The organism is Salmonella sp. 32120201201600049SM (assembly GCF_017572835.1).
Taxonomy (GTDB): domain Bacteria; phylum Pseudomonadota; class Gammaproteobacteria; order Enterobacterales; family Enterobacteriaceae; genus Salmonella; species Salmonella enterica.
In genome coordinates this window covers 80,147-106,027 of sequence record NZ_JAGESA010000001.1, presented here as the reverse complement: position 1 = coordinate 106,027, position 25,881 = coordinate 80,147, and the positions used below count along the sequence as shown (strand labels likewise).

At 48.1% G+C, this 25,881-nt stretch carries 25 protein-coding genes, 1 tRNA gene and 1 other RNA gene; 10 read left to right on the top strand and 17 right to left on the bottom strand.

Features of this window, described 5'->3' with window-relative positions; genetic code table 11:
- Positions 1–12: 12 nt before the first annotated feature.
- Positions 13–2,556: a glucans biosynthesis glucosyltransferase MdoH gene (gene mdoH / locus J4650_RS00505; RefSeq protein WP_001044607.1), complete on the bottom strand. Its 2,544-nt coding sequence runs from the start codon at positions 2,554–2,556 to the stop codon at positions 13–15.
- Positions 2,549–4,084 carry a glucans biosynthesis protein MdoG gene (mdoG, locus tag J4650_RS00500; protein WP_001562609.1) on the bottom strand — a complete coding sequence of 512 codons (1,536 nt, stop codon included), beginning with the start codon at positions 4,082–4,084 and terminating at the stop codon, positions 2,549–2,551. Before mdoG ends, mdoH begins: the two co-directional genes overlap by 8 nt.
- A 271-nt stretch (positions 4,085–4,355) precedes the next feature.
- On the opposite strand from mdoG, the gene mdoC reads away from it, so the two are divergent.
- A complete protein-coding gene (gene mdoC, locus J4650_RS00495) occupies positions 4,356–5,510 on the top strand; it encodes a glucans biosynthesis protein MdoC (protein ID WP_000100066.1) in 1,155 nt (384 codons plus the stop codon).
- A 16-nt stretch (positions 5,511–5,526) separates the two neighbouring features.
- Here mdoC and J4650_RS00490 read toward each other — a convergent pair whose 3' ends face one another.
- The 6 genes from J4650_RS00490 to csgB form a co-directional block, all read right to left on the bottom strand.
- Positions 5,527–7,014, bottom strand: a complete 1,488-nt coding sequence (locus J4650_RS00490; RefSeq protein WP_000976323.1) for a phospholipase D family protein — start codon at positions 7,012–7,014, stop codon at positions 5,527–5,529.
- Positions 6,950–7,489, bottom strand: coding sequence for an O-acetyl-ADP-ribose deacetylase (gene ymdB / locus J4650_RS00485; protein ID WP_000203941.1), 540 nt, complete (start codon positions 7,487–7,489; stop codon positions 6,950–6,952). The genes J4650_RS00490 and ymdB overlap by 65 nt, the downstream gene beginning before the upstream one ends.
- A gap of 88 nt (positions 7,490–7,577) precedes the next feature.
- A complete protein-coding gene (locus J4650_RS00480; RefSeq protein ID WP_023993495.1) occupies positions 7,578–7,898 on the bottom strand; it encodes a type 1 fimbrial protein in 321 nt (106 codons plus the stop codon).
- 130 nt (positions 7,899–8,028) lie between these two features.
- A complete protein-coding gene (gene csgC, locus J4650_RS00475; RefSeq protein ID WP_000557256.1) occupies positions 8,029–8,355 on the bottom strand; it encodes a curli assembly chaperone CsgC in 327 nt (108 codons plus the stop codon).
- A 61-nt stretch (positions 8,356–8,416) separates the two neighbouring features.
- Positions 8,417–8,872, bottom strand: a complete 456-nt coding sequence (gene csgA / locus J4650_RS00470) for a curli major subunit CsgA (protein ID WP_000771416.1) — start codon at positions 8,870–8,872, stop codon at positions 8,417–8,419.
- Between the two features lie 41 nt (positions 8,873–8,913).
- On the bottom strand, positions 8,914–9,369 hold the full coding sequence (gene csgB / locus J4650_RS00465; protein WP_000791655.1) for a curli minor subunit CsgB: 456 nt from the start codon (positions 9,367–9,369) through the stop codon (positions 8,914–8,916).
- Positions 9,370–10,123: 754 nt separating this feature from the next.
- On the opposite strand from csgB, the gene csgD reads away from it, so the two are divergent.
- From csgD to csgG, 4 genes are read left to right on the top strand one after another with little or no spacing between them, the layout of a single operon-like run.
- Positions 10,124–10,774 (top strand): biofilm master transcriptional regulator CsgD, encoded by a 651-nt coding sequence (gene csgD / locus J4650_RS00460; protein ID WP_023993496.1) that lies wholly within the window; start codon positions 10,124–10,126, stop codon positions 10,772–10,774.
- A 4-nt stretch (positions 10,775–10,778) separates the two neighbouring features.
- Positions 10,779–11,174 (top strand): curli production assembly/transport protein CsgE, encoded by a 396-nt coding sequence (csgE, locus tag J4650_RS00455; RefSeq protein ID WP_000833307.1) that lies wholly within the window; start codon positions 10,779–10,781, stop codon positions 11,172–11,174.
- 26 nt (positions 11,175–11,200) lie between these two features.
- Positions 11,201–11,617, top strand: a complete 417-nt coding sequence (gene csgF, locus J4650_RS00450; RefSeq protein WP_001264073.1) for a curli production assembly/transport protein CsgF — start codon at positions 11,201–11,203, stop codon at positions 11,615–11,617.
- 26 nt (positions 11,618–11,643) lie between these two features.
- Entirely contained in the window at positions 11,644–12,477 is an 834-nt protein-coding gene (gene csgG / locus J4650_RS00445) for a curli production assembly/transport protein CsgG (RefSeq protein WP_001137620.1), read from the top strand.
- 38 nt (positions 12,478–12,515) lie between these two features.
- On the opposite strand, the gene J4650_RS00440 is transcribed toward csgG, so the two are convergent.
- The 4 genes from J4650_RS00440 to ghrA form a co-directional block, all read right to left on the bottom strand.
- A complete protein-coding gene (locus tag J4650_RS00440) occupies positions 12,516–12,998 on the bottom strand; it encodes a DUF1097 domain-containing protein (protein WP_001546652.1) in 483 nt (160 codons plus the stop codon).
- A gap of 100 nt (positions 12,999–13,098) precedes the next feature.
- Positions 13,099–13,653 carry a molecular chaperone gene (locus J4650_RS00435; protein WP_001001883.1) on the bottom strand — a complete coding sequence of 185 codons (555 nt, stop codon included), beginning with the start codon at positions 13,651–13,653 and terminating at the stop codon, positions 13,099–13,101.
- A 23-nt stretch (positions 13,654–13,676) separates the two neighbouring features.
- On the bottom strand, positions 13,677–14,414 hold the full coding sequence (locus J4650_RS00430) for a phosphatase (protein ID WP_000283643.1): 738 nt from the start codon (positions 14,412–14,414) through the stop codon (positions 13,677–13,679).
- An 84-nt stretch (positions 14,415–14,498) separates the two neighbouring features.
- A complete protein-coding gene (ghrA, locus tag J4650_RS00425; RefSeq protein ID WP_000402552.1) occupies positions 14,499–15,437 on the bottom strand; it encodes a glyoxylate/hydroxypyruvate reductase GhrA in 939 nt (312 codons plus the stop codon).
- A 236-nt stretch (positions 15,438–15,673) separates the two neighbouring features.
- Here ghrA and J4650_RS00420 point away from each other — a divergent pair.
- Both J4650_RS00420 and J4650_RS00415 read left to right on the top strand, forming a co-directional pair.
- Positions 15,674–15,761: transfer RNA gene (locus J4650_RS00420), tRNA-Ser, on the top strand.
- A gap of 48 nt (positions 15,762–15,809) precedes the next feature.
- Positions 15,810–15,945, top strand: a non-coding RNA gene (locus J4650_RS00415) — RtT sRNA.
- 151 nt (positions 15,946–16,096) lie between these two features.
- On the opposite strand, the gene J4650_RS00410 is transcribed toward J4650_RS00415, so the two are convergent.
- The 4 genes from J4650_RS00410 to J4650_RS00395 form a co-directional block, all read right to left on the bottom strand.
- Complete coding sequence (locus tag J4650_RS00410; RefSeq protein WP_000988589.1) at positions 16,097–17,203, bottom strand: Gfo/Idh/MocA family oxidoreductase; 1,107 nt, start codon at positions 17,201–17,203, stop codon at positions 16,097–16,099.
- Between the two features lie 10 nt (positions 17,204–17,213).
- Entirely contained in the window at positions 17,214–18,494 is a 1,281-nt protein-coding gene (locus tag J4650_RS00405; protein WP_000560758.1) for an MFS transporter, read from the bottom strand.
- A gap of 282 nt (positions 18,495–18,776) precedes the next feature.
- The gene (locus tag J4650_RS00400) at positions 18,777–19,469 is read right to left on the bottom strand and encodes an oligogalacturonate-specific porin KdgM family protein (protein WP_000700610.1); all 693 of its coding nucleotides are present in this window, start codon (positions 19,467–19,469) and stop codon (positions 18,777–18,779) included.
- 45 nt (positions 19,470–19,514) lie between these two features.
- Positions 19,515–20,669 (bottom strand): N-acetylneuraminate epimerase, encoded by a 1,155-nt coding sequence (locus J4650_RS00395; protein WP_000525761.1) that lies wholly within the window; start codon positions 20,667–20,669, stop codon positions 19,515–19,517.
- Positions 20,670–21,174: 505 nt separating this feature from the next.
- Here J4650_RS00395 and J4650_RS00390 point away from each other — a divergent pair.
- From J4650_RS00390 to J4650_RS00380, 3 genes are all read left to right on the top strand, one after another.
- Positions 21,175–21,873: an N-acetylmannosamine-6-phosphate 2-epimerase gene (locus J4650_RS00390; protein WP_023993497.1), complete on the top strand. Its 699-nt coding sequence runs from the start codon at positions 21,175–21,177 to the stop codon at positions 21,871–21,873.
- A 311-nt stretch (positions 21,874–22,184) separates the two neighbouring features.
- Positions 22,185–23,681 (top strand): sodium:solute symporter, encoded by a 1,497-nt coding sequence (locus J4650_RS00385; protein ID WP_000628085.1) that lies wholly within the window; start codon positions 22,185–22,187, stop codon positions 23,679–23,681.
- 285 nt (positions 23,682–23,966) lie between these two features.
- Positions 23,967–24,848, top strand: a complete 882-nt coding sequence (locus tag J4650_RS00380; protein WP_000433673.1) for a MurR/RpiR family transcriptional regulator — start codon at positions 23,967–23,969, stop codon at positions 24,846–24,848.
- Between the two features lie 105 nt (positions 24,849–24,953).
- Here J4650_RS00380 and phoH read toward each other — a convergent pair whose 3' ends face one another.
- The gene (gene phoH / locus J4650_RS00375; protein WP_000533527.1) at positions 24,954–25,742 is read right to left on the bottom strand and encodes a phosphate starvation-inducible protein PhoH; all 789 of its coding nucleotides are present in this window, start codon (positions 25,740–25,742) and stop codon (positions 24,954–24,956) included.
- Positions 25,743–25,881: the final 139 nt, after the last annotated feature.

The following is a 25,881-nucleotide window of genomic DNA, read 5'->3' as shown; positions in this document are numbered from 1 at the left end:
GACCTGAAGACCTTATCCCGCTGACGATGCTCGTCCCTGCAACGCCTGCGGATTCAGGACGAGAGACTGATAATGGTTTACCCAGGAAGAGTATCTCTCTGGCGCATTCCAGACCCGATAGTGTAAACGCGCCATCGTCACCGGATCGCTGAGCAAAACCAGACGCCGATCGCGGTTCAGTTTCTCCGGCGTTTCGTTTAGCGCCTGCTCCACATGACGATCGCGGGCTATTTCCAGCACCTTACTGGCGCGGTGACGCGCGGTGGCCATCGCGGTCGCCAGCGCATTAAGCGACGGGTTAAATACCGCATGCATAAAGCCATCGTCCAGAATACGGCGGCGATTCATCTCCAGATATTTATCGGTATCGACCAACACCTGAGGCGGCGAATACTCTTCCGGGATCAGGAACAGCTTCCAGCGTTTGGTGCGTAATCCTACCGTTGAACGACTGGAGATCACCGAAACAAATGGCGACAGAATCAGCGAAAAGACAATCGGCGCCAGCCAGAACAGAAAGCGTAAATCCAGCCACGCCATACCCACCGCCCAGACCAGCCCCAGCAGCAGTTGAGAGCCGTGACGCATAAAGGCTTCTCCCCACGGCGTAGAATCATCGTCACGTTGCGGTGAGTTCCAGACCACTTCCCAGCCGAGGAACGCGCTGACCACAAACACGGTATGAAACAGCATACGCACCGGCGCCAGCAACACGGAGAACAGCACTTCCAGCAATAGCGACAGCGTAACGCGCCAGAAACCGCCATACTCTTTGGTGCCTTTACACCAGATCAGCATAATACTGAGCAGCTTCGGCAGGAACAGCAGCACCATCGTTGACGCAAACAGCGCGATTGCCAGTTCCGGACGCCACTGCGGCCAGACCGGAAAAAGCTGGCGCGGCTGAAGGAAATATTGCGGCTCTGTTAACGCATGAACGACCTGCAGCGCGGTAGAAAGCGCGAGGAACATAAACCATAACGGCGCGGACAGGTATGACATTACCCCGGTCAGGAACACGGCGCGATGCACCGGGTGCATTCCTTTCACCAGGAACAGACGAAAGTTCATCAGGTTGCCGTGACACCAGCGGCGGTCGCGTTTAAGCTCATCCAGCAGGTTTGGCGGCAGCTCTTCATAGGAACCGGGGAGATCGTAGGCAATCCAGACGCCCCACCCTGCCCGACGCATTAGCGCCGCCTCCACAAAGTCGTGGGAAAGAATCGATCCGGCGAACGAACCTTCTCCCGGCAGCGGCGCCAGAGCGCAGTGCTCGATAAACGGCTTCACGCGGATAATGGCATTGTGCCCCCAGTAGTGCGACTCCCCCAGCTGCCAGAAATGCAGCCCGGCGGTAAACAGCGGCCCATAAACACGGGTCGCGAACTGTTGGCAGCGGGCATACAGAGTATCCATTCCCGACGCTTTCGGCGAAGACTGGATAATCCCGGCGTTTGGATTCGCTTCCATCAGGCGCACCAGCCCGCTCAGACACTCGCCGCTCATCACTGAGTCCGCATCCAGAACCACCATATAGCTGTACTGATTGCCCCAGCGGCGGCAAAAATCGTCAATATTGCCGCTTTTGCGTTTCATACGGCGGCGGCGACGACGGTAAAAAATTTGGCCTTCGCCCTGCACTTCCGCAATAAGCTCCATCCACGCCTTTTGCTCCGCCACGCAGATATCCGGGTTATAACTGTCGCTCAGGATATAGACGTCGAAATGCGCGGCGTTGCCTGTGGCTTTAACGGACTCCCAGGTCGCGCGCAGACCGGCGAAAACGCGGCTAACGTCTTCATTACAGATAGGCATGATCAGCGCCGTCCGGTGTTCCGGATTGAGGGGCTCATCGCCAACCGTAGACGCGGAGATGCTGTACTTATCGCGCCCGATAAGCAGTTGCAGGAAGCCCATCAGCGCCGTCCAGAATCCGGCTGACACCCAGCAGAACAGCACGGCAAACAAAATCAGGATACCGGTTTGCAGCATGTAGGGCAGGAGCTGCATAAAGGAGACCCAAATATCCTGCCCCACCATATCCATAGGATTGATGAGCGCCCATCCCTGATAAGGCAGAATGGTCTTCATATACCAGGTCGCGACGACGGTTTGCGCCAGAGTCAAAATTAACAAAATATAGCGGCGTATAGTGCCGACGGTACGCCATTTTTGCTCGCTCGCCTGCTCTTCTTTTGTCAGACGAGAAACATAGCGCGGCGTTACATCCCGCCCACGCAGACGATCCCAGAAACGGCCAACCGGGTTGGTTCGCCAGGGATCGGGAAACATCGAAGAGCGCGTCGCTTTTGGCATAGCCTGCAACTGATCGCGCCCTTCATCATCTTTAATTAACTGCCCCTTCGCCAATGAATCCGGCCAGGCGTGTTCAAGGCGGGCTTTTACGGAACCCTGCGGTGAATCGTCTTCTCGCGAGTAAGTCCGATGCTCGGCATCCAGCGCCTGATGCACGGCGCGGATGTCAGTTTTCGGCAATGCCGCTTTCTCACGTTCAGAAAGCAGCAGTGCGTCAATATACTCAGTTGTTTTATTCATTGGCAGGTAACTGGTAGCTCCAGGTTTCACTTAGCGTCTGATCGGCATTCACCAATGCGGCACGCATTTCCGTGGTTTTCTTCGCGTCTTTGACTTTCACGCGCAGCATTAAACGCCAGCCTTTAGTGACTGGGTTATAGCGTACATTACTGTCAACGATTTCACCGTTATCGCCAATGCTGGTTTGCGCAGCGACAGGCGTATCCGGCGGCAGTTTTTTCATGTCGGCGCCAACGAAATCCACCACAAAGGCAATAGTGCCGTCGGGCTGGCGAATCAGATTCGACTGTTTAACGTCGCCCGTTGAGCGGCGTGTTTGCAGCACCCAGGCATTATCCGGCGCATGAAGTTTATCTTCATCGCGGCTGAAGGTCAGAGTGTACTTGAAGTTCATCTCTTTACCCGGTTCCGGCAGTTGATCCGGAGTCCAGTAAGCGACGATGTTATCGTTGGTTTCATCATTGGTGGGAATTTCAACCAGTTCAACCTTACCTTTGCCCCAGTCGCCTTTCGGGGTAATCCAGGCGCTTGGACGCAGGTCGTAGCGATCGTCTAAATCTTCAAAGCGCGAGAACTCGCGACCACGCTGCAACAGGCCGAATCCCTGAGGGTTTTCCATCGCATAGCTGCTCACAGCGAGGTGTTTTGGATTGTTCAGCGGACGCCAAATCCACTCGCCATTACCCGCATGAATGGATAAGCCGTTCGAGTCATGCAGTTCCGGACGATAGTTGGTCGTCGGCGACGGCTGGTTTGGCCCAAACAGGAACATACTGGTTAATGGCGCAACGCCCAACTTGCCTACTTTATCGCGCAGATAGACTTTTGACTGCACGTCCACCACGGTATCGCGGCCAGGAATGATCACAAAACGGTAAGCGCCGGTCGCGCGCGGAGAATCCAGTAATGCATAGACGGTCAAACGCTTATCGGTGGGTTTTGGACGCTCAATCCAGAACTCGCGAAAGCGGGGAAACTCTTCACCAGATGGTAAGGCGGTATCAATCGCCAGGCCGCGCGCAGATAAGCCATATACCTGGCCTGCGCCGATAACGCGGAAATAGCTGGCGCCAAGCATACTGACGATTTCGTCGTTCTTATCTTTACTGTTGATGGGGTACAGGACTTTGAACCCGGCGAAACCTAAATCTTTTACCGTGTCTTTATCGTGCTGAACATTGCCAAAATTGAAGTAATCCGGGCTGTATTTGATTCTTTTGACCGTCGTCGCCGTCACTTCGTTAATCTTGACCGGCGTATCGAAGTACATCCCCTGATGGTAAAATTCGAGCTTAAAAGGGGTCTTTAAGTTGTTCCAGTAGGCTTTATCGCTGTTAAACTGGATCTGCTGATAATCCGCATATTTCATGTCGCGGAAAACGGAGGGCAAGTTGCTTTTAGGCGCCTCATAGCCTTTCCCGGCTAAAGATTGAGCTTGTTTTGCCACGTCATCAATACTGAACGCCCAGCTCGATGATGCGTAAAGCGTTAACATAATAGCTGCGCCCAACCAACGCATTTTCATCATTTGTCGTTTATGTTTCATAATAAGTAAGCACTTCCCCCTTTGTGTGCTTATATCGATCCGATCCATTTTAATGGATAATCAGGCATTACGACAACTGAATCCAGGCTTTGTTCAGCGCGCTGGCTCATGGATTAAGCACCTCCCGCGCCTGTTTTCACTTTGCGTGCTTATCCTGGAGACAGGTTGTCGGAGTTGGTGTAGGGTTGCTACCGAATGTAACTATAATTCGCCTTATGGATAAGGTGAAAAATCTGAGAATACGTGACCTTATATGAGCTCTGTACCCGCGCCGCGTGAATATTTTCTTGACTCTATCCGCGCATGGCTGATGTTGTTAGGGATTCCCTTTCATATCTCGTTGATCTATTCCACTCACAGTTGGCATGTCAATAGCGCCACGCCATCGTGGTGGCTAACCCTGTTTAACGATTTTATCCACGCTTTTCGTATGCAGGTGTTTTTTGTTATTTCTGGTTATTTTTCGTACATGTTGTTTTTACGTTATCCGTTAAAACGCTGGTGGAAAGTACGGGTAGAACGTGTGGGTATTCCCATGCTTACCGCAATCCCTTTGCTTACCTTGCCGCAATTTATCCTGTTGCAATATGTCAAAGAGAAAACAGAGAACTGGCCTACACTCTCTGCCTATGAAAAATATAATACGTTAGCGTGGGAACTCATTTCACATCTGTGGTTTTTACTGGTGCTGGTGATATTAACCACCGTCAGCATCGGGATTTTTACCTGGTTCCAAAAAAGGCAGGAAACAAGCAAGCCTCGTCCCGCCGCTATTTCGCTGGCCAAACTTTCGCTTATTTTTTTCCTGCTGGGGGTGGCTTACGCTGCTATCAGGCGCATTATATTCATCGTATATCCGGCAATCCTCAGTGACGGCATGTTCAATTTTATTGTGATGCAAACGCTATTTTATGTGCCGTTTTTTATTCTCGGCGCGTTGGCCTTCATTCACCCCGATCTGAAAGCGCGCTTCACCACGCCCTCACGCGGATGCACTTTAGGCGCTGCCGTTGCTTTTATCGCGTATCTGCTGAATCAACGTTATGGGAGCGGCGACGCCTGGATGTACGAAACCGAATCCGTGATTACGATGGTAATGGGGCTATGGATGGTGAACGTGGTATTTTCACTGGGGCATCGCTTGTTAAACTTTCAGTCCGCGCGTGTCACCTATTTCGTGAATGCTTCGCTGTTTATCTATCTGGTGCATCATCCCTTAACGCTTTTCTTTGGCGCGTATATTACGCCGCATATCTCCTCCAACCTGATCGGGTTCTTGTGCGGGCTGATATTTGTTATGGGTATTGCGTTAATTCTGTATGAAATTCATTTACGCATCCCGCTCCTGAAATTTCTCTTTTCAGGTAAACCGCCGGTAAAACAAGAAAGCCGCGCCGCGATCGGGTAGTTTTCCGCGCGCGGGTTCACAGCAACCATTCCACAGGTAAAATTGCCGCCAACCGTACCAGAACTCGCTGCCAGAAACGCGTAGCGGGTTCTTTCTTTAACACCTTTTCCTCTTCTTGCTGACGATCGATCCAGTTAATTCGTCCCCAGCGATCCAGCCGCAGTTGCCAGGCCGCATCGCGTTGGCTCTGCGTAAAACGCTTATGAATAAGCGTCGCCAGCGTTTCACTTTCAATGACAAAGCCCATTTCGGTATTTAAAAGCGTTGAACGGGGATCAAAATTAAGCGACCCGATAAACACCTTACTACCATCAATACTGAACGTTTTAGCATGTAAGCTGGAACCTGAGTTCCCGGTGAGTCCGCGATCATGTACGGCGGTTTCATGTTCGCGGGTCGGTTTCAGTTCGTAGAGCTCCACGCCATAGCGCAGTAATTTCTTGCGCCAGCGCGCGTACCCTGCGTGAACGACCGCCACATCGTTGGCCGCCAGAGAGTTAGTTAAGATGGCGATCTTCACGCCTTTCCTGACCAGATTAAGCAACTGCGCCACGCCTGCGCGCGTAGGGACAAAGTAAGCGGAAATAATGTCGATACGCTCCGTCGGCGACCCCATCACGTCAAATAATCGCTGCGGAAGAAGCGAATGGCGCTGCGCCTTCCCCTCGCCTTTAGAAGGATCATCGCTAAGCAAGCGTGTTTTTGCCCAAATCAGCGGCAACGTTCCGCGATCGAGATCCGCCATAAACTGGCTGGTTTCCAGCTTATGCAGATAGCGGCGGGTGATCTCATCGTTATACCAGGATTCGGGAAGTTCGATACGTTGCGTCAGTTCCTGCTCAGAAAGGGATAATACTTGCTGCAATGTCGACACTGAACTACAGCGCCAGTAACGTTCAAAATCATTGGCGACATCATTGACCACCGGGCCAATGGCCATCACGTCCAGATCGGAAAATAGCGGCTCCTCGCCAGCGCCGAAATAGGCATCGCCGATGTTGCGCCCACCGACCAGCGTCACTACGCCGTCGGCAGTGTAACTTTTATTGTGCATCCGCCGATTCAGCCGCGCAAAATCCGTCAAATATCCCAGCGCGCGTAGCGTACGAAAAGAGAAAGGATTAAACAGACGAACTTCGATATTAGGATGGCTATCCAGCAAGCGCAACGTATCATCCAGACCAGGCGTATTGTTATCATCCAGCAGCAGACGAACATGAACGCCGCGCTTCGCCGCCGACAGCAGTACCGAAAAGAGCAGCCGCCCGGACATATCGTCTTCCCAAATATAATACTGCACATCCAGCGTCCGCGCCGCCATTTCGGTCAGGCGGTAGCGGGCGGCAAAAGCGTCCAGACTATTATCCAGCGCGAGAATGCCGCACTCTCCGGGATGGCGCGCGCATAGCGGTTCAACGGCACGCTCCAGGCGTGTTTTATCAGGCAGGGTCGTCGCCTTGCTGAGTAAGTAATCTTGCGTAAAGCCGGGCAGTTTCTTCATCATAACAGACAAAGTATACCTGTTCAGGCAGAGCGTAACGGGTAATAAAATCTGAAACCGTCCTGACGGCGATCTCAGCGGCCTGGGCGCGTGGATAGCCATAAACGCCGGTACTGATTGCCGGAAAAGCGATGGAACGAAAGTGATTCGCCTCGGCAAGCAGCAAACAATTCCGGTATGCCTCTTCGAGTAGCTCAGCTTCCTGGTGTTCGCCGCCTCGCCAGACGGGCCCCACTGTGTGAATAACCGCCTTTGCCGAAAGCTTGCCAGCAGGCGTGATAACCGCATGTCCCGTCTGACATTCGCCCTGTTGCTGACGGATGAGTTTACAGGCGTCCAGCAATGCCGGCCCCGCCGCGCGATGAATCGCGCCGTCTACGCCACCGCCGCCCATTAATGATGCGTTAGCGGCATTCACAATCGCATCGACGCTAAGTTGAGTGATATCACCCTGTATGACCTGAAGACGTGATGTCATAACCCCCCCCCTTTTGTCTCACCTTATCTGCAAAGTGTACAGCAGGGCTTTCAACAGAGTCGCTCTTTTTATATCTATGACACCGCCGTTAACGGTACTCAATATTCATCACCGCCAGGCTTTTTTGCACATCGAGATAATGCAGCCGCACCGTCGCAATGGACTGAATATCCTGCGGCAATCCAGATGCCTGCCGAAGGTCAATCCGGTGCATTTGCTTTTTACCTTCGCGTAGGCAGGTTAAATCAATATTTTCGGCGTGAGTAGAAATATCGCACAGTGGCTCAACAATCGCGCCGCGAAAATGGATAACGCCGCCCTGTACCGTTTGTTGCCCTACCGCAGAATGGATAAAAAAAGCGCAGATACACAGGCCTATGGCAGGGATATTTTTCTTGATTACGGACATGTTAACTCCTCAATGATTAGTCATCCTCGAGGGTTCGGCGTTACCTTATAGCGACATGCCGAGACGATGAGACGCTTTTATCGCCTCTTTATACCCAGGTCAGCCAATCCATTTCCGCCACCATCAAAAACTACTGTGCAGAAGGCGGCCATTGTTGTGATAAATGCAGTGATTGTCCGTCCGAAACAGTAACAATAATTTTAACCGAGTCCTCTGAAGATATATTTACACTAAGACGAGACAACTCAATCGGTTGATTAGCAGGTAAAGATAGCGTTTGTTTTTGCTGTGTATGGCTTTGTCCCCCGACGCCGTCGCGCACAGAGAGAATTTGCACCTGACAGACGCAGGGTTCGTTTAATGTGACCTGAGGGATCACCGTGTAAATATCGCCTTGCTGAGTCGTGGTAAACGTAATCTGATTTGAAAGTGCGGCAAGGAGCAATAAAGTATGCATAATTTCCTCCCGAAAAAAAACAGGGCTTATGCCCTGTTTTTTTATTAGCGCAGACGCTAAATTAATACTGGTTAGCCGTGGCGTTGTTGCCAAAACCAACCTGACGCACCATTACGCTGGAATCAGATGCGGTCTGATTAACCAGCGCGGCGTTATTACCGCCGTATTGACCGACAGTAATATCGGAGTTTTTAGCGTTCCACTGGTCGATGGTGGCATTGTTTCTGAAACCATTCTGAGTCAGTTCAATAGTACTGTTATCCGCACCCTGGCCTACATCGGCGCCGTTACCATAACCGCTCTGGGTAATGGTCGTTTCAGATTTACGGGCATCGCTTTGCAGAGCAAGCGCAGCGTTAGCGGAACCGTACTGATAAATGCTCAACGTGGAATCCGGGCCGGAACTATTGCCGCCGCCGTTATGATTACCGCCGCCGCCCCATTGTGGAACGACGCCAGCCAGAGCACTGCCAGAAACTACGATTGCTGCGAATGCTGCCACTTTTAAAAGTTTCATGGTAAAACCCCCATCGGATTGATTTAAAAGTCGTAACGGTATTAGCGTTGGGTGACGCGAATAGCCATATGCGACTGTTTCTGCACTACAACTGCTGTTTTCTGCGTACCGTACTGGGTAATATTGGCCTTATTTCCAGAACCTTTCTGGATAATAGCCGCACTATTACCGTAAGCGCTTTGCGATATACTGGCATCGTTGGCATTGCCCGTTTGCTCAATATACGCAAAGTTATAATTCCCTGCCTGGTCGACTTTCGCCCGATTATTTCCTCCTTCTTGTGAAATAACGGACAATAGTTTTGATCCTTCCTGGCGTACTCTGGCACTATTATCCGTGCCGACTTGACCAATAATGGCCGCCTGATTAAATGAAGACTTGCTTAATTCATTTACCGCAAAATTATATTCTGAACGAGCCAGATCATAATTTGTCGCGGTTGCAATCCCAGGCGCACCCAGTATTGTCAACATCATAAATAACAATTTGTTTTTCATGCTGTCACCCTGGACCTGGTCGTACATAGCGAAAACCATCTATTACCTTGTTAGCGACATGCGTTTTTTGTTAACGCGTCGTTACGATGAAGAGTATGTCCGTGGAAACATTTTTAATAACTCACCCACGCGTGGTATTTTGTTATTTAAGCTCATACCAAAGTGCTAATAAAACGATAGCCATGTGATTTTTTATAATTGATTTTTGGCCACAGGAGATAGTGTATCGCGCACAAAAAAAATGAAGTGTTGGTGTGTGTTATGCCGCCATGGGGATGTTCTTATGCTTCCCATGGGGGGCAATACGCACAAGACGTGACACACTTCGTTTTTTTTGTCTTTGTGCTGTCCAGGTTAATGCCACGTCTCAAATTTTAAGAAAAAATAAAATCAAAACATGACATATAATAATTAAAATGATTAAAAATCAATGAATTATTATAATTTGTATGATTTTTTAAATCTATGCAATAACAGCGAAATGTACAACTTTACTATCAAATCTAAACTTCAAAAAAACCCAAAAACAACATTTTAATATATATTTTTACATCTTGTTACAAGTTTAACACTTGCTTTAAGATTTGTAATGGCTAGATTGAAAACAGTTAAAAGTATTTTCGTAAATATTTTTCTCTTTCTGGATAATGGGCTATTTCAACCCACAGCAGTGCAACATCTGTCAGTACTTCTGGTGCCTTTATTTTATGAGGGCAGCTGTCAGATGTGCGATTAAAAAAAGTGGAGTTTCATCATGTTTAATGAAGTCCATAGTAGTCATGGTCACACACTATTGTTGATCACAAAGCCATCTCTGCAAGCTACGGCATTATTGCAACATTTAAAGCAATCGCTGGCCATAACCGGAAAACTGCATAATATTCAACGTTCTCTGGAAGATATCTCATCCGGTTGCATTGTTTTAATGGATATGATGGAAGCGGATAAGAAGCTTATCCACTATTGGCAGGATAATTTAAGCCGCAAAAACAATAATATAAAAACATTATTGTTAAATACCCCTGACGATTATCCCTACCGTGAAATTGAAAACTGGCCTCATATTAACGGCGTGTTTTACGCCACTGAAGACCAGGAACACGTGGTCAGCGGATTACAGGGTATTCTGCGGGGCGAATGCTATTTTTCACAAAAATTAGCCAGTTACCTGATTACACACTCAGGAAATTACCGCTACAACAGCACCGAGTCCGCATTACTCACTCATCGCGAAAAAGAGATCCTCAATAAGTTACGTATTGGTGCCTCTAATAATGAAATCGCCAGGTCGCTATTTATCAGCGAGAATACGGTTAAGACACATCTTTATAATCTTTTCAAAAAGATAGCTGTCAAAAATCGCACCCAGGCAGTTTCATGGGCAAACGATAATCTCAGGCGGTAAGGCCATGAAACGCTATCTGACCTGGATTGTAGCAGCAGAGTTACTGTTCGCTACCGGAAACCTGCATGCCAATGAAGTTGAAGTCGAGGTTCCCGGATTGTTAACCGACCATACCGTCTCTTCGATAGGACATGAATTCTATCGTGCATTCAGCGACAAATGGGAAAGCGAATACACCGGCAATCTGACCATTAATGAAAGACCCAGTGCGCGTTGGGGAAGCTGGATCACCATAACGGTAAATCAGGACGTTATTTTCCAGACCTTTTTATTTCCAATGAAAAGAGACTTCGAGAAAACCGTCGTCTTCGCATTAGCGCAAACAGAGGAAGCATTAAATCGCCGACAAATAGATCAAACGCTATTAAGTACGAGTGATTTAGCGCGTGATGAATTCTAAAACATGATTTTTATCCGGAGGCTGTCATGCGTGTTAAACATGCAGTAGTGCTACTCATGCTTTTTTCGCCATTAACCTGGGCTGGAAATATGACGTTCCAGTTCCGTAATCCTAACTTTGGTGGAAACCCCAATAACGGTTCCTTTTTATTGAATAGCGCCCAGGCGCAAAATTCATATAAAGACCCCGCTTATGATAACGATTTTGGTATCGAAACCCCCTCAGCGTTGGATAACTTTACACAGGCTATTCAATCGCAAATTCTGGGCGGCTTGTTGACCAATATTAATACCGGGAAACCAGGACGTATGGTGACCAACGATTTTATTATCGATATCGCTAATCGCGACGGACAGCTCCAGCTCAACGTCACGGACAGAAAAACGGGAAGAACCTCGACCATCGAAGTGTCAGGTTTACAAACTCAGTCAACCGATTTTTAAGCTACAGTCACTAAAGGATATAAATCATGCCGCGCTTACTTATTTTGGTTGCCGTTTTATTGTTGAGCGGATGCTTAACTGCCCCGCCGAAACAAGCTGCGAAACCGACATTAATGCCCCGCGCACAAAGTTACAAAGATTTGACGCACTTACCTGCTCCCACCGGTAAGATCTTTGTTTCGGTATATAACATTCAGGATGAAACGGGCCAATTTAAACCTTACCCGGCAAGTAACTTTTCTACGGCTGTGCCGCAGAGCGCCACCGCTATGTTGGTCACTGCGCTGAAAGATTCGCGCTGGTTTATCCCGCTGGAACGACAAGGCTTACAGAATCTTTTGAATGAACGGAAAATTATTCGCGCAGCCCAGGAAAACGGCACCGTGGCGATGAATAACCGTATCCCGCTTCAGTCGCTGACGGCGGCAAATATCATGGTGGAAGGTTCTATTATTGGTTATGAAAGTAACGTCAAATCCGGCGGGGTCGGCGCAAGATATTTCGGTATTGGCGCCGATACGCAGTATCAGCTGGATCAGATTGCTGTCAACCTGCGCGTGGTTAACGTCAGTACGGGCGAGATCCTTTCCTCGGTGAACACCAGTAAAACGATCCTTTCCTATGAAGTACAGGCAGGCGTGTTCCGTTTTATTGATTACCAGCGCTTACTGGAAGGCGAAATCGGCTATACCTCGAACGAACCGGTGATGCTGTGTCTGATGTCAGCCATTGAAACCGGCGTTATCTTCCTCATTAATGATGGTATCGATCGCGGACTGTGGGATTTGCAGAATAAAGCGGACAGGCAAAATGATATTCTGGTGAAATACCGTGAGCTGTCAGTACCGCCAGAATCCTGATGAATACGACAAAGCGTGGGGAAGAACCCCACGCTTTTTTATTTTGTGACCGCCGTATTCGCTGAATGTTGCTCGCGGCGTGATGCCAGCCATAGCCCACTATTTTTCATGGCATAGCCAAAGATTAGCCCCAGCGCCAGCGACGGTAATACCAACCGCCAGTCACCCTGCCCTGCAAATGTCGCGCAGGCGCCGATAAATGTTCCCGGAACAAAAGAAAGCAATAGCTGCTTTGCCTGGATACACATCAGGAATGCCACGATCCCCGTCAACACGTAACTGACAATTTCCAGATGCGGCGCCAACGCGCTACCGTGAATAATGACCAGCGCCCACACCATACCGCTTAACAGCGTACAGGCGGAAATCAACAATCCCTTAAAGCCGCCCTGCGGACAGGCGAAATAAGCCGTACAGCCTAAAAAACCGGCCCAGCTTAGTAACCCCAGGGAGACGGCCACCCATCCCCATATTCCAGAAAGGATGCCCGTCGTGATAGCAATAGAAAGAAGTATGTTCATGGCGCGCATCATAACAGAAAAGCGGCACATTAATGAGATCACGCACACATTTTATGCAATGATGTAAAACCCGTTGCAGTTAATGGTGATTTACATCACATTATTCTTCATCTTCTTCCTGAAGTTCATCCCACATGGCCCCTATCGCATCACGCGTTAGCGGCGCCAGAGTGCGCCAGAATGGCGTAACGGCATGGGCTTCAACTTTACCGAGGAAGGTATTGCACCAGGGAAGCAGATAATCGGCAAATAAGGTTTCCAGCGCTTCACTTTCATCTTCGGCAGACTGATCTTCCAGCCAGGAGGCCGCGAGCAATAAAGTGCCAATGTGATCGGCAGGCGTATCGGCCAGCGGCATCCCTCGCGACGTTAAAAAAGCGCGCACCTCAGACTCTTCCGCGCCTTCGACCCACGCACTGCGGTATGGCGCTACCGCGCACTCTTCCCCAACAAATAACGCATTGTAATCAGTGGAAATCTGCGTGATATCGCAGCTTTTCTGTAAACGCGCCAGCATGTCATCCTGCTCCAGCGGCCAGTTTGCCGCCAGTTTACCTTCACGGATTAACGTAAACAGCGGAACCAGTAAAGGATCTTGCGGTTGGCGGTAAAACAACGATCCCAGCACACGGCACAGGATTGAAAACTCATTCATTGATATCTTCCCATAAATAACGATTAAAGTTCGGCAAATTCCGGTACAGGCGCCATACCGCGTGATTCGAGAAAGGCCAGTAAGCGCTGCGGCGAGACGTTCAGGATTCGATCTTCCGGAAAATTCACCGCATCCAGAATTTTCCGGCATTCGGTGAAATCGCCAAGCGTAAAGGCCGTATGGGAATCAGAGCCTAACGCTACCCAGCCTCCCGCATCGCGTACGGCGGCAGCGACCGCGCGGCAATTATCTTCGCTTCCTTTACGCGAATGCAGAAAAGAAGAGTTGTTGATTTCCAGCGCTACATGGTGTTTCGCCGCCGCCTGCGCGATGGCTTTAACCTCCACTGGATACTTTGGATTTCCGGGGTGACTAATTATATGCACCTTGCCGCTGGCGATGGTCGCGATCATCGCCTGAGTATTGGTTTCTTTATCATGCGGCGCAAAAACGGGCTCATGAAAGCCTGCGATAATCAGATCCAGCGAGTCGAACATCTTTCCGGAACAATCAATTTCACCGTTAATATTCTTGATATTCGCCTCAATGCCACGCAGTATCCCCACGCCGTCAACCAGACGCGGCCAGATGCGCATGTTAATAAAATGCCAGTGATGCGGCGCATCTTCCATGTCCGGACCATGATCGGTAATCGCAAAAAGTTTAATGCCTTTGCGTTTGGCTTCCGCGATATAATCGCTCAGAGTACTGTAGGCATGAGTGCTGGCGACGGTATGCATATGCAGGTCAACGGGATACATTGCTCTCTCCTGTAGTCATTTCCGACAAGGATAGCAGGTATCGCCAGCGTTTTTTAGCGAAACCCGGCCCGCGCCGGGTTGATATCAATATCCTCTCGCCCGATCCACCTGCCCCGTCACCGGCTCTCCCTTCTCCAGCTGGGTAATGGTGCGGCTAATATAATCGATGGCTTCCGCCGGACGGGTGACTGCCGCAATGTGCGGCGTCATGGCGACTCGCGGATGGCGCCATAATGGACTTTCCTGCGGTAACGGTTCCTGGCTAAAGACATCCAACATCGCGCCTTTTAGCTTACCGCTATCAAGCGCAGCCAGCAGATCCGCCTCCTGAACATGAACGCCGCGCGCGAGATTCAGCACGTAAGCGCCATCCGGCAATTGATCCAACAATTCGCTATTAATAATTCCTACCGTTTGGGCCGTATTCGGCAGCAGATTAATCAGCACCCGCGTCTGGTTCAGGAAAGCGCGCAGCTCTTCACGCCCTACATAACTTTCCACGCCAGGCCAGGATTTGCGGCTACGACTCCAGCAACGTAACGGGAACCCCCACGCCTGTAGACTTTCTGCCACTTTTGCGCCCAGTACCCCTGCGCCCATGATACCGACGCTAAATTCTTCGCGGGTATATTCCGGCAACGGTTTCCATAGCGCCTGATTTTTCAGCGCCTGATAATCATCGAAACGACGGAACCAGTGTAATACCTGGCTGACGGCATACTCCTGCATTTGCAGGCCCATTCCGGTATCTTCCAGACGGAATAGAGGAATGGAGGCGTCCAGCATTTCCGGATGCGCATTTAATTTACTCAGAATTGCATCCACCCCCGCGCCCAGCGCAAAGACGGCTTTTAAGCGTCTTCCGGCCAGCATTTCAACCGGGGGCTGCCATACAAGCGCATAGTCTGCGGGGTTGTTATCACCGACCTTCCATTCACGAACGCGCGCATGTGGGAGAGCCTTCTCCAGCGCATTTACCCACCAGGCGGCGTTAAATGTCGGGTGATAAAAAATTATCTCCATGTTATCTCCTGAGCAGTATGGTGCGGAATGTGATTGCGCCTGTTATCAGCGTTTTCAACGGGATGTGCAGCATAGCAAATTTCCCGGCGCGGGCAAAAAAAGCAGTTTTCGCTTATTAAAGCCACAGATTGGTGGAAGTTTGTATAAACGCGCTTTTTTTTGAAAAAAGTTGATTGACGTAGAATGGATATTTCCCTACATTAGCGCCCGTTCCAGTAATGCTGGAGCGACAATTTGGTGAGGTGTCCGAGTGGCTGAAGGAGCACGCCTGGAAAGTGTGTATACGGCAACGTATCGGGGGTTCGAATCCCCCCCTCACCGCCATATTCAAGTTGAGAGCCTGTACAGAAGTACGGGCTTTTTGCTTATATGTATCCCCCAAACCAAGGGGGGATGAGAACCACCGACCGGGGTTCGACAACTGGCGCAGCCAGTTGGACAGACGACGAGCTTGCGAGGAGACTGCCCGAAGGGCGAGCGCAGCGAGTCAATCCCCCCCTCACCGCCATATTCAAGTTGAGAGCCTGTACAGAAGTACGGGCTTTTTGCTTATATGTGACCCGTCCATTGCCGGATGGCGGCACAGTTCACGGGCGCCTTATCCGGTCTACATAAGCGCAGCGCCACCGGCCAATAACACCACCATCCGGCTTTCAATTTTAGCCAAGAATTTCAGTGAGTTTAACTTTGCGCCCCTCGTTTGAGGAAAGCGTCGCAGCATCAGCGGTAGCAATAGCATTTGTCGCCGCTTCTCCCGTTAGCAATTTAGCAAACTCCTCGCCTGGCTCCAGACCGTTTATCACATCATGCAAGTACTGCATCTCCAGTTTCATAATTGATGAGAGCCACATCGGCGTACGTTTACCGGGTTTACCATAAGCGATTGCGCCATCCATCTCGCTGGATATGTTACCGTTGCGACGATCATCATCCTCCGCCTGGCTTTCATGCACAAGAAAGTGTGTTTTTTTGCCCGCTTTTATTAGATAACCCGCCGTGTTTTGCATATCAATGAGAATTGCACCTGTCGTGCCCTCAATTAATACATAGTGCTCAGGGTAATGGAACGATGATCCCCACTGAAGTGTCGCGAAACGACCGCTTTCAAACTCAAGGGTGATTAGGACAACATCATCTTCATCACCAAATTTTTCACCTTTGTGCGCAACATTCCCCGCCGCCATTGAAACCAGGGATGGGGTTTCATCCATGATGAACAGTGTACAATCTAGCTCGTGAATGTGATGGTACAGATGCCCACCTGACTTTGCGCGAATCTTCTTCCATGAGATCTCATCCTGCACGTCTTCAAAACCATTACGTTTAGTGTGAACTTGTGTAACTTCACCGATTTCACCGGCTTTGATGAGCGCTTTAGCGTGGCGAACCCCGTGAAAAAAGTTCATAACGTGACCCGCCATAAAGGTAACACCAGCTTCTTTGCAGGCATCAACCATATCCTTACAATCCTGGTAATTTAAGGCGATAGGTTTTTCACAAAACACGTGTTTACCCGCTTTAGCCGCCGCAATGACCGGCGCTTTATGTAAGTAATTTGGTGAAGCAATAATTACGCAATCCACATCAGGATGGGTACAAAGCGCCTCCATCGTTGCAGTGGCGACACAGTTCAGCTCTTTCGCTATCGGAGCCGCATTTACCGGATCGTAAATCGCAGTGATTTTCGCCCCTTCAACCTTAGACATAAATCGCGCCAGTTCAGCGCCAAAATAACCTGTACCTACAACACCGTATTTCGTCATCATTTATCCTCTATTAAAATTCTTTTGTTGATTGAAAACTTTCACGACGTGCTTTTAGTCTATCCGGAATGGATAGGCCAATAATGAGTAGAATTGTTGCGGTCCAGAAAGCAACAATGAACGTTAGCGCAGCGCCTAGCCCCATTGTTATTCCAAGCCAGGTCGCCGCCATTGAATTGAATGTGCCTGATGTCGCAGCAAGATTATAAATCAGCCCGGTACCCAAACCACGAACCTCAAGAGGAAAGTAGTCGTAGAGAAATTTGGGAACCAACCCGCCAACACCTACGTTAGTCGCCATTAAACCGAATAAACATGCGCCCAGCAGTAAATAATTATCTTGCGGAATTCTGAATAACGGGAAAATGAATAAAAAGGACATGAGAAGACCAATGCTGAACGTTTTCTTCAAACCAATTCTATCTGCGCACAGCCCCCAAACGATATTTCCCAATACAGTGCCGAATGCCGCCGCCGTCATTAAATTAGAGACCACGCCCGTATCAAAGCCCTCTCCCGCCAAATATGTAGGCAGTAGACCAAAGATCGGCCAGTTTGCGCCGAAAATAGAGAACAGAACAATAAATACACATAATGTCAGTGGAAATTGAGCTCGATTAAATAGCCCTTTCATTGACAAAGAGAAAACTGACCAGGCACTTTGTGAATGCTTTCCGGGACCACTGAGTTTGGCTTCTTCCCACTCTTTAGATTCAGGAGCCCTGGCCCGGATGTAGATTACTAAAAGAACGGGTAGCAAACCGACAAAAAAAGCAGCACGCCAACCATACGCTTCGGCAAATGACGGCATAAAATAGGCTGCTATGATGTTACCAATACCGAAACCTGAAACCAGAAATGCGCTCGCTTTAGATTTTAAATGCTTTGGCCAACTTTCCACGGCATAAGTAGAAGCGCAAGCATACTCCCCCGCCATCCCCATACCGACAATGAAGCGACTAAGCGTCAGCATAATTACACCGGAAGCCAGGCCACTTAACCCTGTACCTACAGAATAGGCAACTATCGACCACATCATTAACGGCTTACGGCCAAATTTGTCTGCCAGCAGACCAAATAGCGCCCCGCCAAATGGTCGCCCAATAAAGGCCGCTGTGGCAAGGAATGCGCCCTCCATATCTGTCAATCCTAAGTCAGCCTTGATCAGATACATAATGTAGAAAATCAGCATAAAGTCGAAGCCATCAAAAACGTAACCCAGCCATGCTGAAAATAAAGCATTTTTTTGTGGACGTGTTATCTCGCTATACCACGGGAAGAATTTTGCTATCACAATAAAACCCTTATTTGCTGTTACCGTCTGAAATGCTTACGGAATTAATTTTTAAGTCATATCAATTGCCGAATAAGACACAATCAACCGGCACTTTCCGACAACCGCCTGAGATCGTAGCTATGTAAGACGTATATTCATTGTTTATCATCCTTATTCGTAGCTACGTTAAGGACGTGAATACTCAAGACAAAGTCTAACGTTCTGTAACGTAGCTACGGGCTATAAGATTATCGATATGAATACTAAGCAAAGATTAGTACAGTAACTCTTTAACCTTTCTCAAAAGTGGTATTGTAATCCAACGCGATAACGGGTCTGTCTCTCATCGGTATTATTTCTCACCGCTACATTTCCGACCTCAACGTATGGTGTAAATGACTTATTCAGTTTCCAGGCTAAAGCCACATTATGTTCATAGTTTGTTTTTTTGTTATCAAATTTAATTTGATCGCTATCCATCCAGGTAAAGTTATATTCTAATTTCAACTCATCAAAAACATAACCTATATAAGTATCAAATCTATTCGTTTTCTCATCATCACTATAGTTAGCTGTCTTCCTTGCATAGTCATAACGGTAACGACCAGCCATATAAACACCAGAATCAAAATTATATTGCCCCCTTAAATAAGGCTTATAAATTGAAGTGTCTGGACCGCTTTCAAATATAAATCCAGGCTGCAAAACAAAATTGTCCGTAACTTTATAATTATAACTTACGCCCAGTTCTATAGCGTTTGCGACGAGATCGCTTAAATGCTTATCCTGCTCACCATCTACTCCTCCCGATTTAACGCTGGCATCGACATAAAAACCAATGCCGTTAGGAAGCTTTTCAATTATAGCAATACGGTCTTTATTAATTCTGGTTCTATCAGCATATTCATGCCGATAATCAAGGGTTGCCGCTTGTAGATATGATGAAAATGCTATAAACGAAACCATACCCAGAAGATATTTGTTGATTTTCATAAAATACTCCGCTCATCAATTAACTTTATTTTTGTATTTAAAAAATTATTTTATTAATAAATTACCATCACGCATGGTAAAGGAGGTTACAGACGAAACAGGTTTCCCTTTAGCATTTTCACCACCAATAAGGAAAACTTCATCACCATAACTTACTGATACACCATAGCCGAGAGGTTGTTTCATTTTACCCATATATTGCCAATGGCCATTAACCAAACCATAGACTTCATCTCGCCATTTTTTATTTATTCCTTCGTGGGAATAAAACTTTCCATTGGTATAATTTTGTTTTGCTCCCGGAAAATTCGCGCCACCACCGACAAGCAGGACACCGTGACTATAGCCCGAAAATGCTCCGGCCAACCCTTCTTGCTGTTGTTCTCCAGGCGATGGCGGTAACTGGCTGTTCTTCAACCATGTTAGCTTATCGTTATCCCACATGGCGCGGTAAATCACATCGGTACGTAAACCCGGTTTGAGCTCACCATTAATCAGCATCAGGAAATTATTTTCCATTACCGATGACGATCCTGCCGTCCCCGCGCCTGGCAGCTCACCGGCATTCTTCCATGTGTTCTCTTTAGCATTGTAGATAAATACGATTTTATTAAAAAAATAATCTTTGGCAGGTTTATTAAAATAATTATAGATGACTTTATTTTTTTCACTTTCATCCGCAGCCGCTATATCAATAAAATACTTATCAAAGATATGCTCATTAACCCCTCCGGTAATAAGTACCATCGTTTCGTTTAATTTTACTCCCGTATGCCCTGTTAATCCAACTGGAGATATAGTGTCAACTTTTTGCCATGTATTTTTCACCGGTGAGTATTTGTACACATCGCTATAAACCTGCAACGGTGATTCACTGTTTTTTTTCCCTACGCCACCAAAAACATAAAGCTCATCATTTAAAAATACCGACACGGATTGCTCACGAGCTCCACCAGGAAACGACTTTATACGCTCCCAGTCTTTATGTTGCTTTTTAAGATCAATTTTATACCAGGATGTCCCTGCGGTACCTAAGCCGACATAAATCACGCCATTATTATCAATAGCGCCAGTACCATTTTTCAGTGGTTCTGGTATATCAGGAAGCGTCGTTGCATATCCTGATGTGGTGATAGCGACTGATAAACATAGCGCCATTAGCGTCATCATTTTCTTAAAATTTTTCATCTGCATCCCCATGCGAAGAAATACAATTGGAGTAAAGCTTCATCATTAGTGATCTTATGGTGCGAAATTTCAACAATGATAATGACAAAATGTGACCAAGCGCTAAAAATAATTACATGGGGTTATCATGTGCGAGGTAAAAGCACACCATGGTGATGTTAGAAGTGATTATGGGTGACCTGTTATGGTCAAACTCATTAGTGATAGCATTCGAATAAATACAACAAGAATTATGTGATGCATTTCATACTGGCTATCCCGTGGCGTATAAGCTCTTTCTGAGCATTTTATCTTTATGCCGGAAGCAGTTAATAAAATACAGCATGCTGCCGTCAGAGTGAATTGTATTTGTCTTGTAGCTTCAGGTTATAGCCTCAAATCCGCTGGCGCAGTAATTGAATAACAAACATACCTTATGACTGTGTTCACATTTTTCTATCTTTTTGCTTGATGCAGCAACACTCCACAACATAACATAAAACGGAGCAAAACTTCAAAATATATAAGGCGGAACTGGATGTCACTATTAGCCAGGCTGGAACAAAGTGTACACGAAAACGGTGGGCTGATTGTCTCATGCCAACCGGTACCAGGCAGCCCTATGGATAAACCTGAAATTGTGGCTGCAATGGCACAGGCAGCGGCTTCGGCGGGTGCGGTCGCTGTGCGCATTGAAGGCATTGAGAATCTGCGGACTGTTCGTCCCCATCTTTCTGTTCCTATTATTGGGATAATTAAACGTGAACTTACAGGGTCGCCAGTCCGTATCACTCCCTATTTACAGGATGTTGACGCCCTGGCGCAGGCAGGTGCCGATATTATCGCTTTTGATGCCTCATTCCGCTCTCGCCCGGTTGATATTGATAGTTTACTGACACGTATTCGCCTGCATGGATTACTGGCGATGGCAGACTGTTCAACCGTGAATGAAGGCATAAGTTGCCATCAGAAAGGAATCGAATTCATTGGTACAACACTGTCTGGCTATACCGGCCCCATCACGCCGGTTGAGCCAGATTTGGCAATGGTGACACAACTGAGCCATGCAGGTTGTCGTGTGATTGCCGAGGGGCGCTATAACACGCCTGCACTGGCGGCCAATGCTATTGAGCATGGTGCCTGGGCAGTTACCGTTGGTTCCGCTATCACTCGTATCGAGCATATCTGTCAGTGGTTCAGTCACGCAGTAAAACTGCTGAACAGGAAAAGAAAATGAACACGCTTACTATTGATATGTATGTCTCAGAGAATAATCCGACGTTAATAATGCTATCGGCAAATACGATACTCAGGCCTGAAGCCTGTTTGAACGCAATATCGGATAGCTGCTATTTCAGGTATCCGGCAGGACATACGTCTTGGCATCAGGAGCATAAATGCTCTGCCTTTTACATCTCATGATTAGCGTCATTGAGATTAACAAAAACTATTACTTGATCTGAATATCGTATCGTCTGAATGATGGGAAGATAAAAATACACAGACGATGACCGCAACTCTACTCAAAACCATAAGCAGGAAAGAACTATGATTACACATTCTTTCGGCATCGTTAATTATCTTGTATTATTTGGCTACCTCCTGGCCATGATGTTAGTCGGTGTCTATTTTTCCAGACGGCAAAAAACAGCAGACGATTATTTTCGCGGTGGTGGCCGGGTTCCTGGTTGGGCGGCTGGGGTCAGTGTATTTGCTACTACGTTAAGCTCAATTACATTTATGTCAATTCCTGCCAAAGCGTTTACTTCCGACTGGACGTTTATCATTGGTCAGTATCTGGCTATCGCAATTTTACCGCTGGTTTTTTATTTCTATATTCCGTTTTTTCGGAAATTGAAAGTCACATCAGCCTATGAATATCTCGAAGCACGGTTCGATGTGCGCTGCCGTCTATTCGCCAGCATGTCATTTATGTTGTTTCATATCGGACGTATCGCCATTATCACTTTCCTCACCGTGCTGGCCTTGCGCCCCTTCATCGCTATAGACCCGGTGATTTTGGTACTGTTGATTAGCGTGATGTGTATCATTTATACCTGGATGGGTGGAATTGAAGGAGTAATATGGACTGATGTTATTCAAGGCCTCTTACTTTCTGGCAGCGCGATACTGATTTTTATAGTGATATGTCTCAAAGTCCAGGGCGGCATTGGTGAAATTTTTACGGTGACGCAGCAGGCGGATAAATTCTTTCCGGCTACGCAGTTCCACTGGAGCTGGACGGAAAGCACAGTACCTGTATTGATGATTGGTTTTCTGTTTGCCAATATTCAGCAATTTACTGCCAGTCAGGATGTGGTCCAACGCTATATCGTGACTGACTCCATAGAGGAAACGAAGAAAACATTACTTACAAATGCCAAACTGGTTGCTGTGATCCCTGTTTTCTTTTTTGCTATCGGCTCGGCATTGTTTGTCTACTATCAGCAACATCCACAATTATTACCGGCGGGATTCAACACTGGCGGCATTTTACCCTTATTCGTGGTCACCGAAATGCCAGTCGGCATTGCAGGGTTGATAATCGCCGCTATTTTCGCTGCCGCGCAGTCCAGCATCTCCAGCAGCTTAAACAGCATTTCCAGTTGTTTTAATTCCGATATCTATCAGCGTTTGAGTCATAAAAAAAGAACGCCAGAAAACCGTATGAAAATAGCTAAGTTAGTTATTCTGGTCGCGGGCCTGATAAGTAGCGCGGCCTCGGTATGGCTGGTCATGGCCGATGAATCAGAAATCTGGGATGCATTTAATAGTCTGATAGGTCTGATGGGAGGGCCAATGACCGGTCTGTTCATGCTGGGCATTTTCTTTAAACGAGCAAATGCCGGGAGTGCGGTTTTAGGAATTATTATCAGCGTCATTACCGTGCTGGGCGCACGCTATGCCACTGACCTTAACTTCTTCTTTTATGGGGTCATTGGCTCGCTAAGCGTGGTGATCAGCGGCGTTATTTTCGCCCCGTTATTTGCCCCGGCACCGCCATTGACGCTGGATGAAAAACCTGAACCAAAGGTGACATTATGATTTCATGATACCACGCTATACCGACACAGCACACGGTGACGCCAACGCCCGGGGCGACAATACCGGGCCAGATATAAACCATCCGACAGATGGCGCGCTATAAACACCGTAAGAGCAAACAGATTACTCTCCAGTGATGTTCTGTCATAAGTTGGCAACGCGATGTAAATATTCCCCCTCCTTTACTTACATCGCGCTTTTTTTCATGCCGCAGACTTGATAGGCTCTGCTCTGTTCGATATTGCAGGCTTTGTGCCGCAATCAGCCCTCAAGAGCAGGAACTATATGGAGCCTCAACCCCCACGTCTTAAACCCGGAAAAATCCTTGACACTCTGGGTGCTATGCAAAAAAGCCTGACACGTGCCTCCCAGCGTATTGCGCAATATATTTTAGCCTTCCCCAGACAGGTGACACAGTCATCTATTGCCGATTTGTCGCGCGACACACAGGCCGGAGAAGCCACGGTTATTCGCTTTTGTCGCACCCTGGGCTATAAAGGTTTTCAGGATTTTAAAATGGACCTGGCCATTGAACTTGCCACTACCGAGTCTGATGACAGTAGTCCTCTACTGGATGCCGAAGTTAGCGAATCCGACGATGCCCACGCCATTGGTTTAAAATTGCAGAACACCATTAGTAATGTATTATCTGAAACGCTAAATCTGCTTGATATGCAACAAGTTCTCGGTGTCGTGGACGCCCTACGTCACTGTCACTCAGTTTATATCTTTGGTGTGGGCTCATCGGGGATCACGGCGCTGGATATGAAACACAAGCTAATGCGTATTGGTTTACGGGGCGATGCGGTAAGCAATAACCATTTTATGTACATGCAGGCTACGCTATTAAAAGCAGGCGATGTCGCGATGGGTGTCAGTCACTCGGGCACATCGCCAGAAACAGTGCATTCACTCCGATTGGCCCGACAGGCTGGCGCCACCACAGTCGCCATTACCCATAATCTGGGTTCTCCATTATGTGAAGAGGCCGATTTTTGCCTGATCAATGGTAATCGGCAAGGAATGTTGCAGGGTGACTCGATCGGTACGAAAGCCGCGCAGCTTTTCGTCTTTGACCTGCTCTATACCCTTCTTGTACAGTCCTCGCCGGAACAGGCCCGAGAAAGCAAATTACGGACAATGAATGCCCTGGACATGACAAAATAATTCCCTTCACGTACAGGCGTCATTTTCCTTTTTTGTCCATGAGTCTGCTGGACGCTTTATAGACAACAAAGCCCGGTCTCCCGGGCTCTGAAAGTCAATGCTATATTAGCTGTATGCGTGAAGCGTTCGCTGACAAAGCGCCGAGCGCACGCAGTCGTCTTTGTTGAAATGCACAATCCCTACCATTTCATCTTCTTCAAAGCGTTCCAACGCATCGCTCAACCCGGAACGCACGCCGCGCGGCAGGTCGCATTGCGTAATATCGCCATTGACAATGACCGTGACATTTTCGCCTAGTCGCGTCAAAAACATTTTCATTTGCGCCGCAGTCACATTTTGCGCCTCGTCGAGGATCACGACCGCATTTTCAAAAGTACGCCCACGCATATAGGCGAACGGGGCAATTTCTACCTTACCGATTTCCGGGCGCAAACAATATTGCATAAAGGACGCGCCCAACCGTTTAAGCAGGACATCGTAGACGGGCCGAAAATAAGGCGCGAATTTTTCAGCGATATCACCGGGCAAAAAACCAAGATCTTCATCAGCCTGCAATACCGGACGCGTCACAATGATCCTCTCAACGTCCTTATGAATCAATGCTTCTGCCGCCTTTGCCGCACTGATCCATGTTTTCCCGCAGCCGGCTTCGCCGGTCGCAAAAATAAGCTGTTTACTGTCAATAGCGTTCAGATAATGCGCCTGTGCTTCATTTCGCGCCTTAACAGGAGAGGTATCGCGACTATCGCGCGCCATGCCAATGGCTTCTACTCCGCCCATCTGTACCAGTGACGTGACCGATTCTTCTTCACGTTGCTTATGACTACGCGAATCTCGTCTCAACACACGCTTTGCTTCACGACGAGCTTTGATCACTGCTTTTTGTCTTCCCATGGATAGCACCTTGAGTTGTAGGTATACATCACCCGCGTTCTCTTGAACGCGATTATGCGCACACACATCTGAGGGTTGGCTTCCTTGTAAGCCTTAGCTTGCTTTTTGAAACGACGCCACACACGGCTACGCGCACCAC

Excerpts from the sequence above, each read along its gene's own strand:
- mdoH (WP_001044607.1), bottom strand. The coding sequence starts at position 2,556 with ATGAATAAAACAACTGAGTATATTGACGCACTGCTGCTTTCTGAACGT.
- mdoG (WP_001562609.1), bottom strand. The coding sequence starts at position 4,084 with ATGATGAAAATGCGTTGGTTGGGCGCAGCTATTATGTTAACGCTTTAC.
- mdoC (WP_000100066.1), top strand. The coding sequence starts at position 4,356 with ATGAGCTCTGTACCCGCGCCGCGTGAATATTTTCTTGACTCTATCCGC.
- J4650_RS00490 (WP_000976323.1), bottom strand. The coding sequence starts at position 7,014 with ATGATGAAGAAACTGCCCGGCTTTACGCAAGATTACTTACTCAGCAAG.
- ymdB (WP_000203941.1), bottom strand. The coding sequence starts at position 7,489 with ATGACATCACGTCTTCAGGTCATACAGGGTGATATCACTCAACTTAGC.
- J4650_RS00480 (WP_023993495.1), bottom strand. The coding sequence starts at position 7,898 with ATGTCCGTAATCAAGAAAAATATCCCTGCCATAGGCCTGTGTATCTGC.
- csgC (WP_000557256.1), bottom strand. The coding sequence starts at position 8,355 with ATGCATACTTTATTGCTCCTTGCCGCACTTTCAAATCAGATTACGTTT.
- csgA (WP_000771416.1), bottom strand. The coding sequence starts at position 8,872 with ATGAAACTTTTAAAAGTGGCAGCATTCGCAGCAATCGTAGTTTCTGGC.
- csgB (WP_000791655.1), bottom strand. The coding sequence starts at position 9,369 with ATGAAAAACAAATTGTTATTTATGATGTTGACAATACTGGGTGCGCCT.
- csgD (WP_023993496.1), top strand. The coding sequence starts at position 10,124 with ATGTTTAATGAAGTCCATAGTAGTCATGGTCACACACTATTGTTGATC.
- csgE (WP_000833307.1), top strand. The coding sequence starts at position 10,779 with ATGAAACGCTATCTGACCTGGATTGTAGCAGCAGAGTTACTGTTCGCT.
- csgF (WP_001264073.1), top strand. The coding sequence starts at position 11,201 with ATGCGTGTTAAACATGCAGTAGTGCTACTCATGCTTTTTTCGCCATTA.
- csgG (WP_001137620.1), top strand. The coding sequence starts at position 11,644 with ATGCCGCGCTTACTTATTTTGGTTGCCGTTTTATTGTTGAGCGGATGC.
- J4650_RS00440 (WP_001546652.1), bottom strand. The coding sequence starts at position 12,998 with ATGAACATACTTCTTTCTATTGCTATCACGACGGGCATCCTTTCTGGA.
- J4650_RS00435 (WP_001001883.1), bottom strand. The coding sequence starts at position 13,653 with ATGAATGAGTTTTCAATCCTGTGCCGTGTGCTGGGATCGTTGTTTTAC.
- J4650_RS00430 (WP_000283643.1), bottom strand. The coding sequence starts at position 14,414 with ATGTATCCCGTTGACCTGCATATGCATACCGTCGCCAGCACTCATGCC.
- ghrA (WP_000402552.1), bottom strand. The coding sequence starts at position 15,437 with ATGGAGATAATTTTTTATCACCCGACATTTAACGCCGCCTGGTGGGTA.
- J4650_RS00410 (WP_000988589.1), bottom strand. The coding sequence starts at position 17,203 with ATGATGACGAAATACGGTGTTGTAGGTACAGGTTATTTTGGCGCTGAA.
- J4650_RS00400 (WP_000700610.1), bottom strand. The coding sequence starts at position 19,469 with ATGAAAATCAACAAATATCTTCTGGGTATGGTTTCGTTTATAGCATTT.
- J4650_RS00395 (WP_000525761.1), bottom strand. The coding sequence starts at position 20,669 with ATGGGGATGCAGATGAAAAATTTTAAGAAAATGATGACGCTAATGGCG.
- J4650_RS00390 (WP_023993497.1), top strand. The coding sequence starts at position 21,175 with ATGTCACTATTAGCCAGGCTGGAACAAAGTGTACACGAAAACGGTGGG.
- J4650_RS00385 (WP_000628085.1), top strand. The coding sequence starts at position 22,185 with ATGATTACACATTCTTTCGGCATCGTTAATTATCTTGTATTATTTGGC.
- J4650_RS00380 (WP_000433673.1), top strand. The coding sequence starts at position 23,967 with ATGGAGCCTCAACCCCCACGTCTTAAACCCGGAAAAATCCTTGACACT.
- phoH (WP_000533527.1), bottom strand. The coding sequence starts at position 25,742 with ATGGGAAGACAAAAAGCAGTGATCAAAGCTCGTCGTGAAGCAAAGCGT.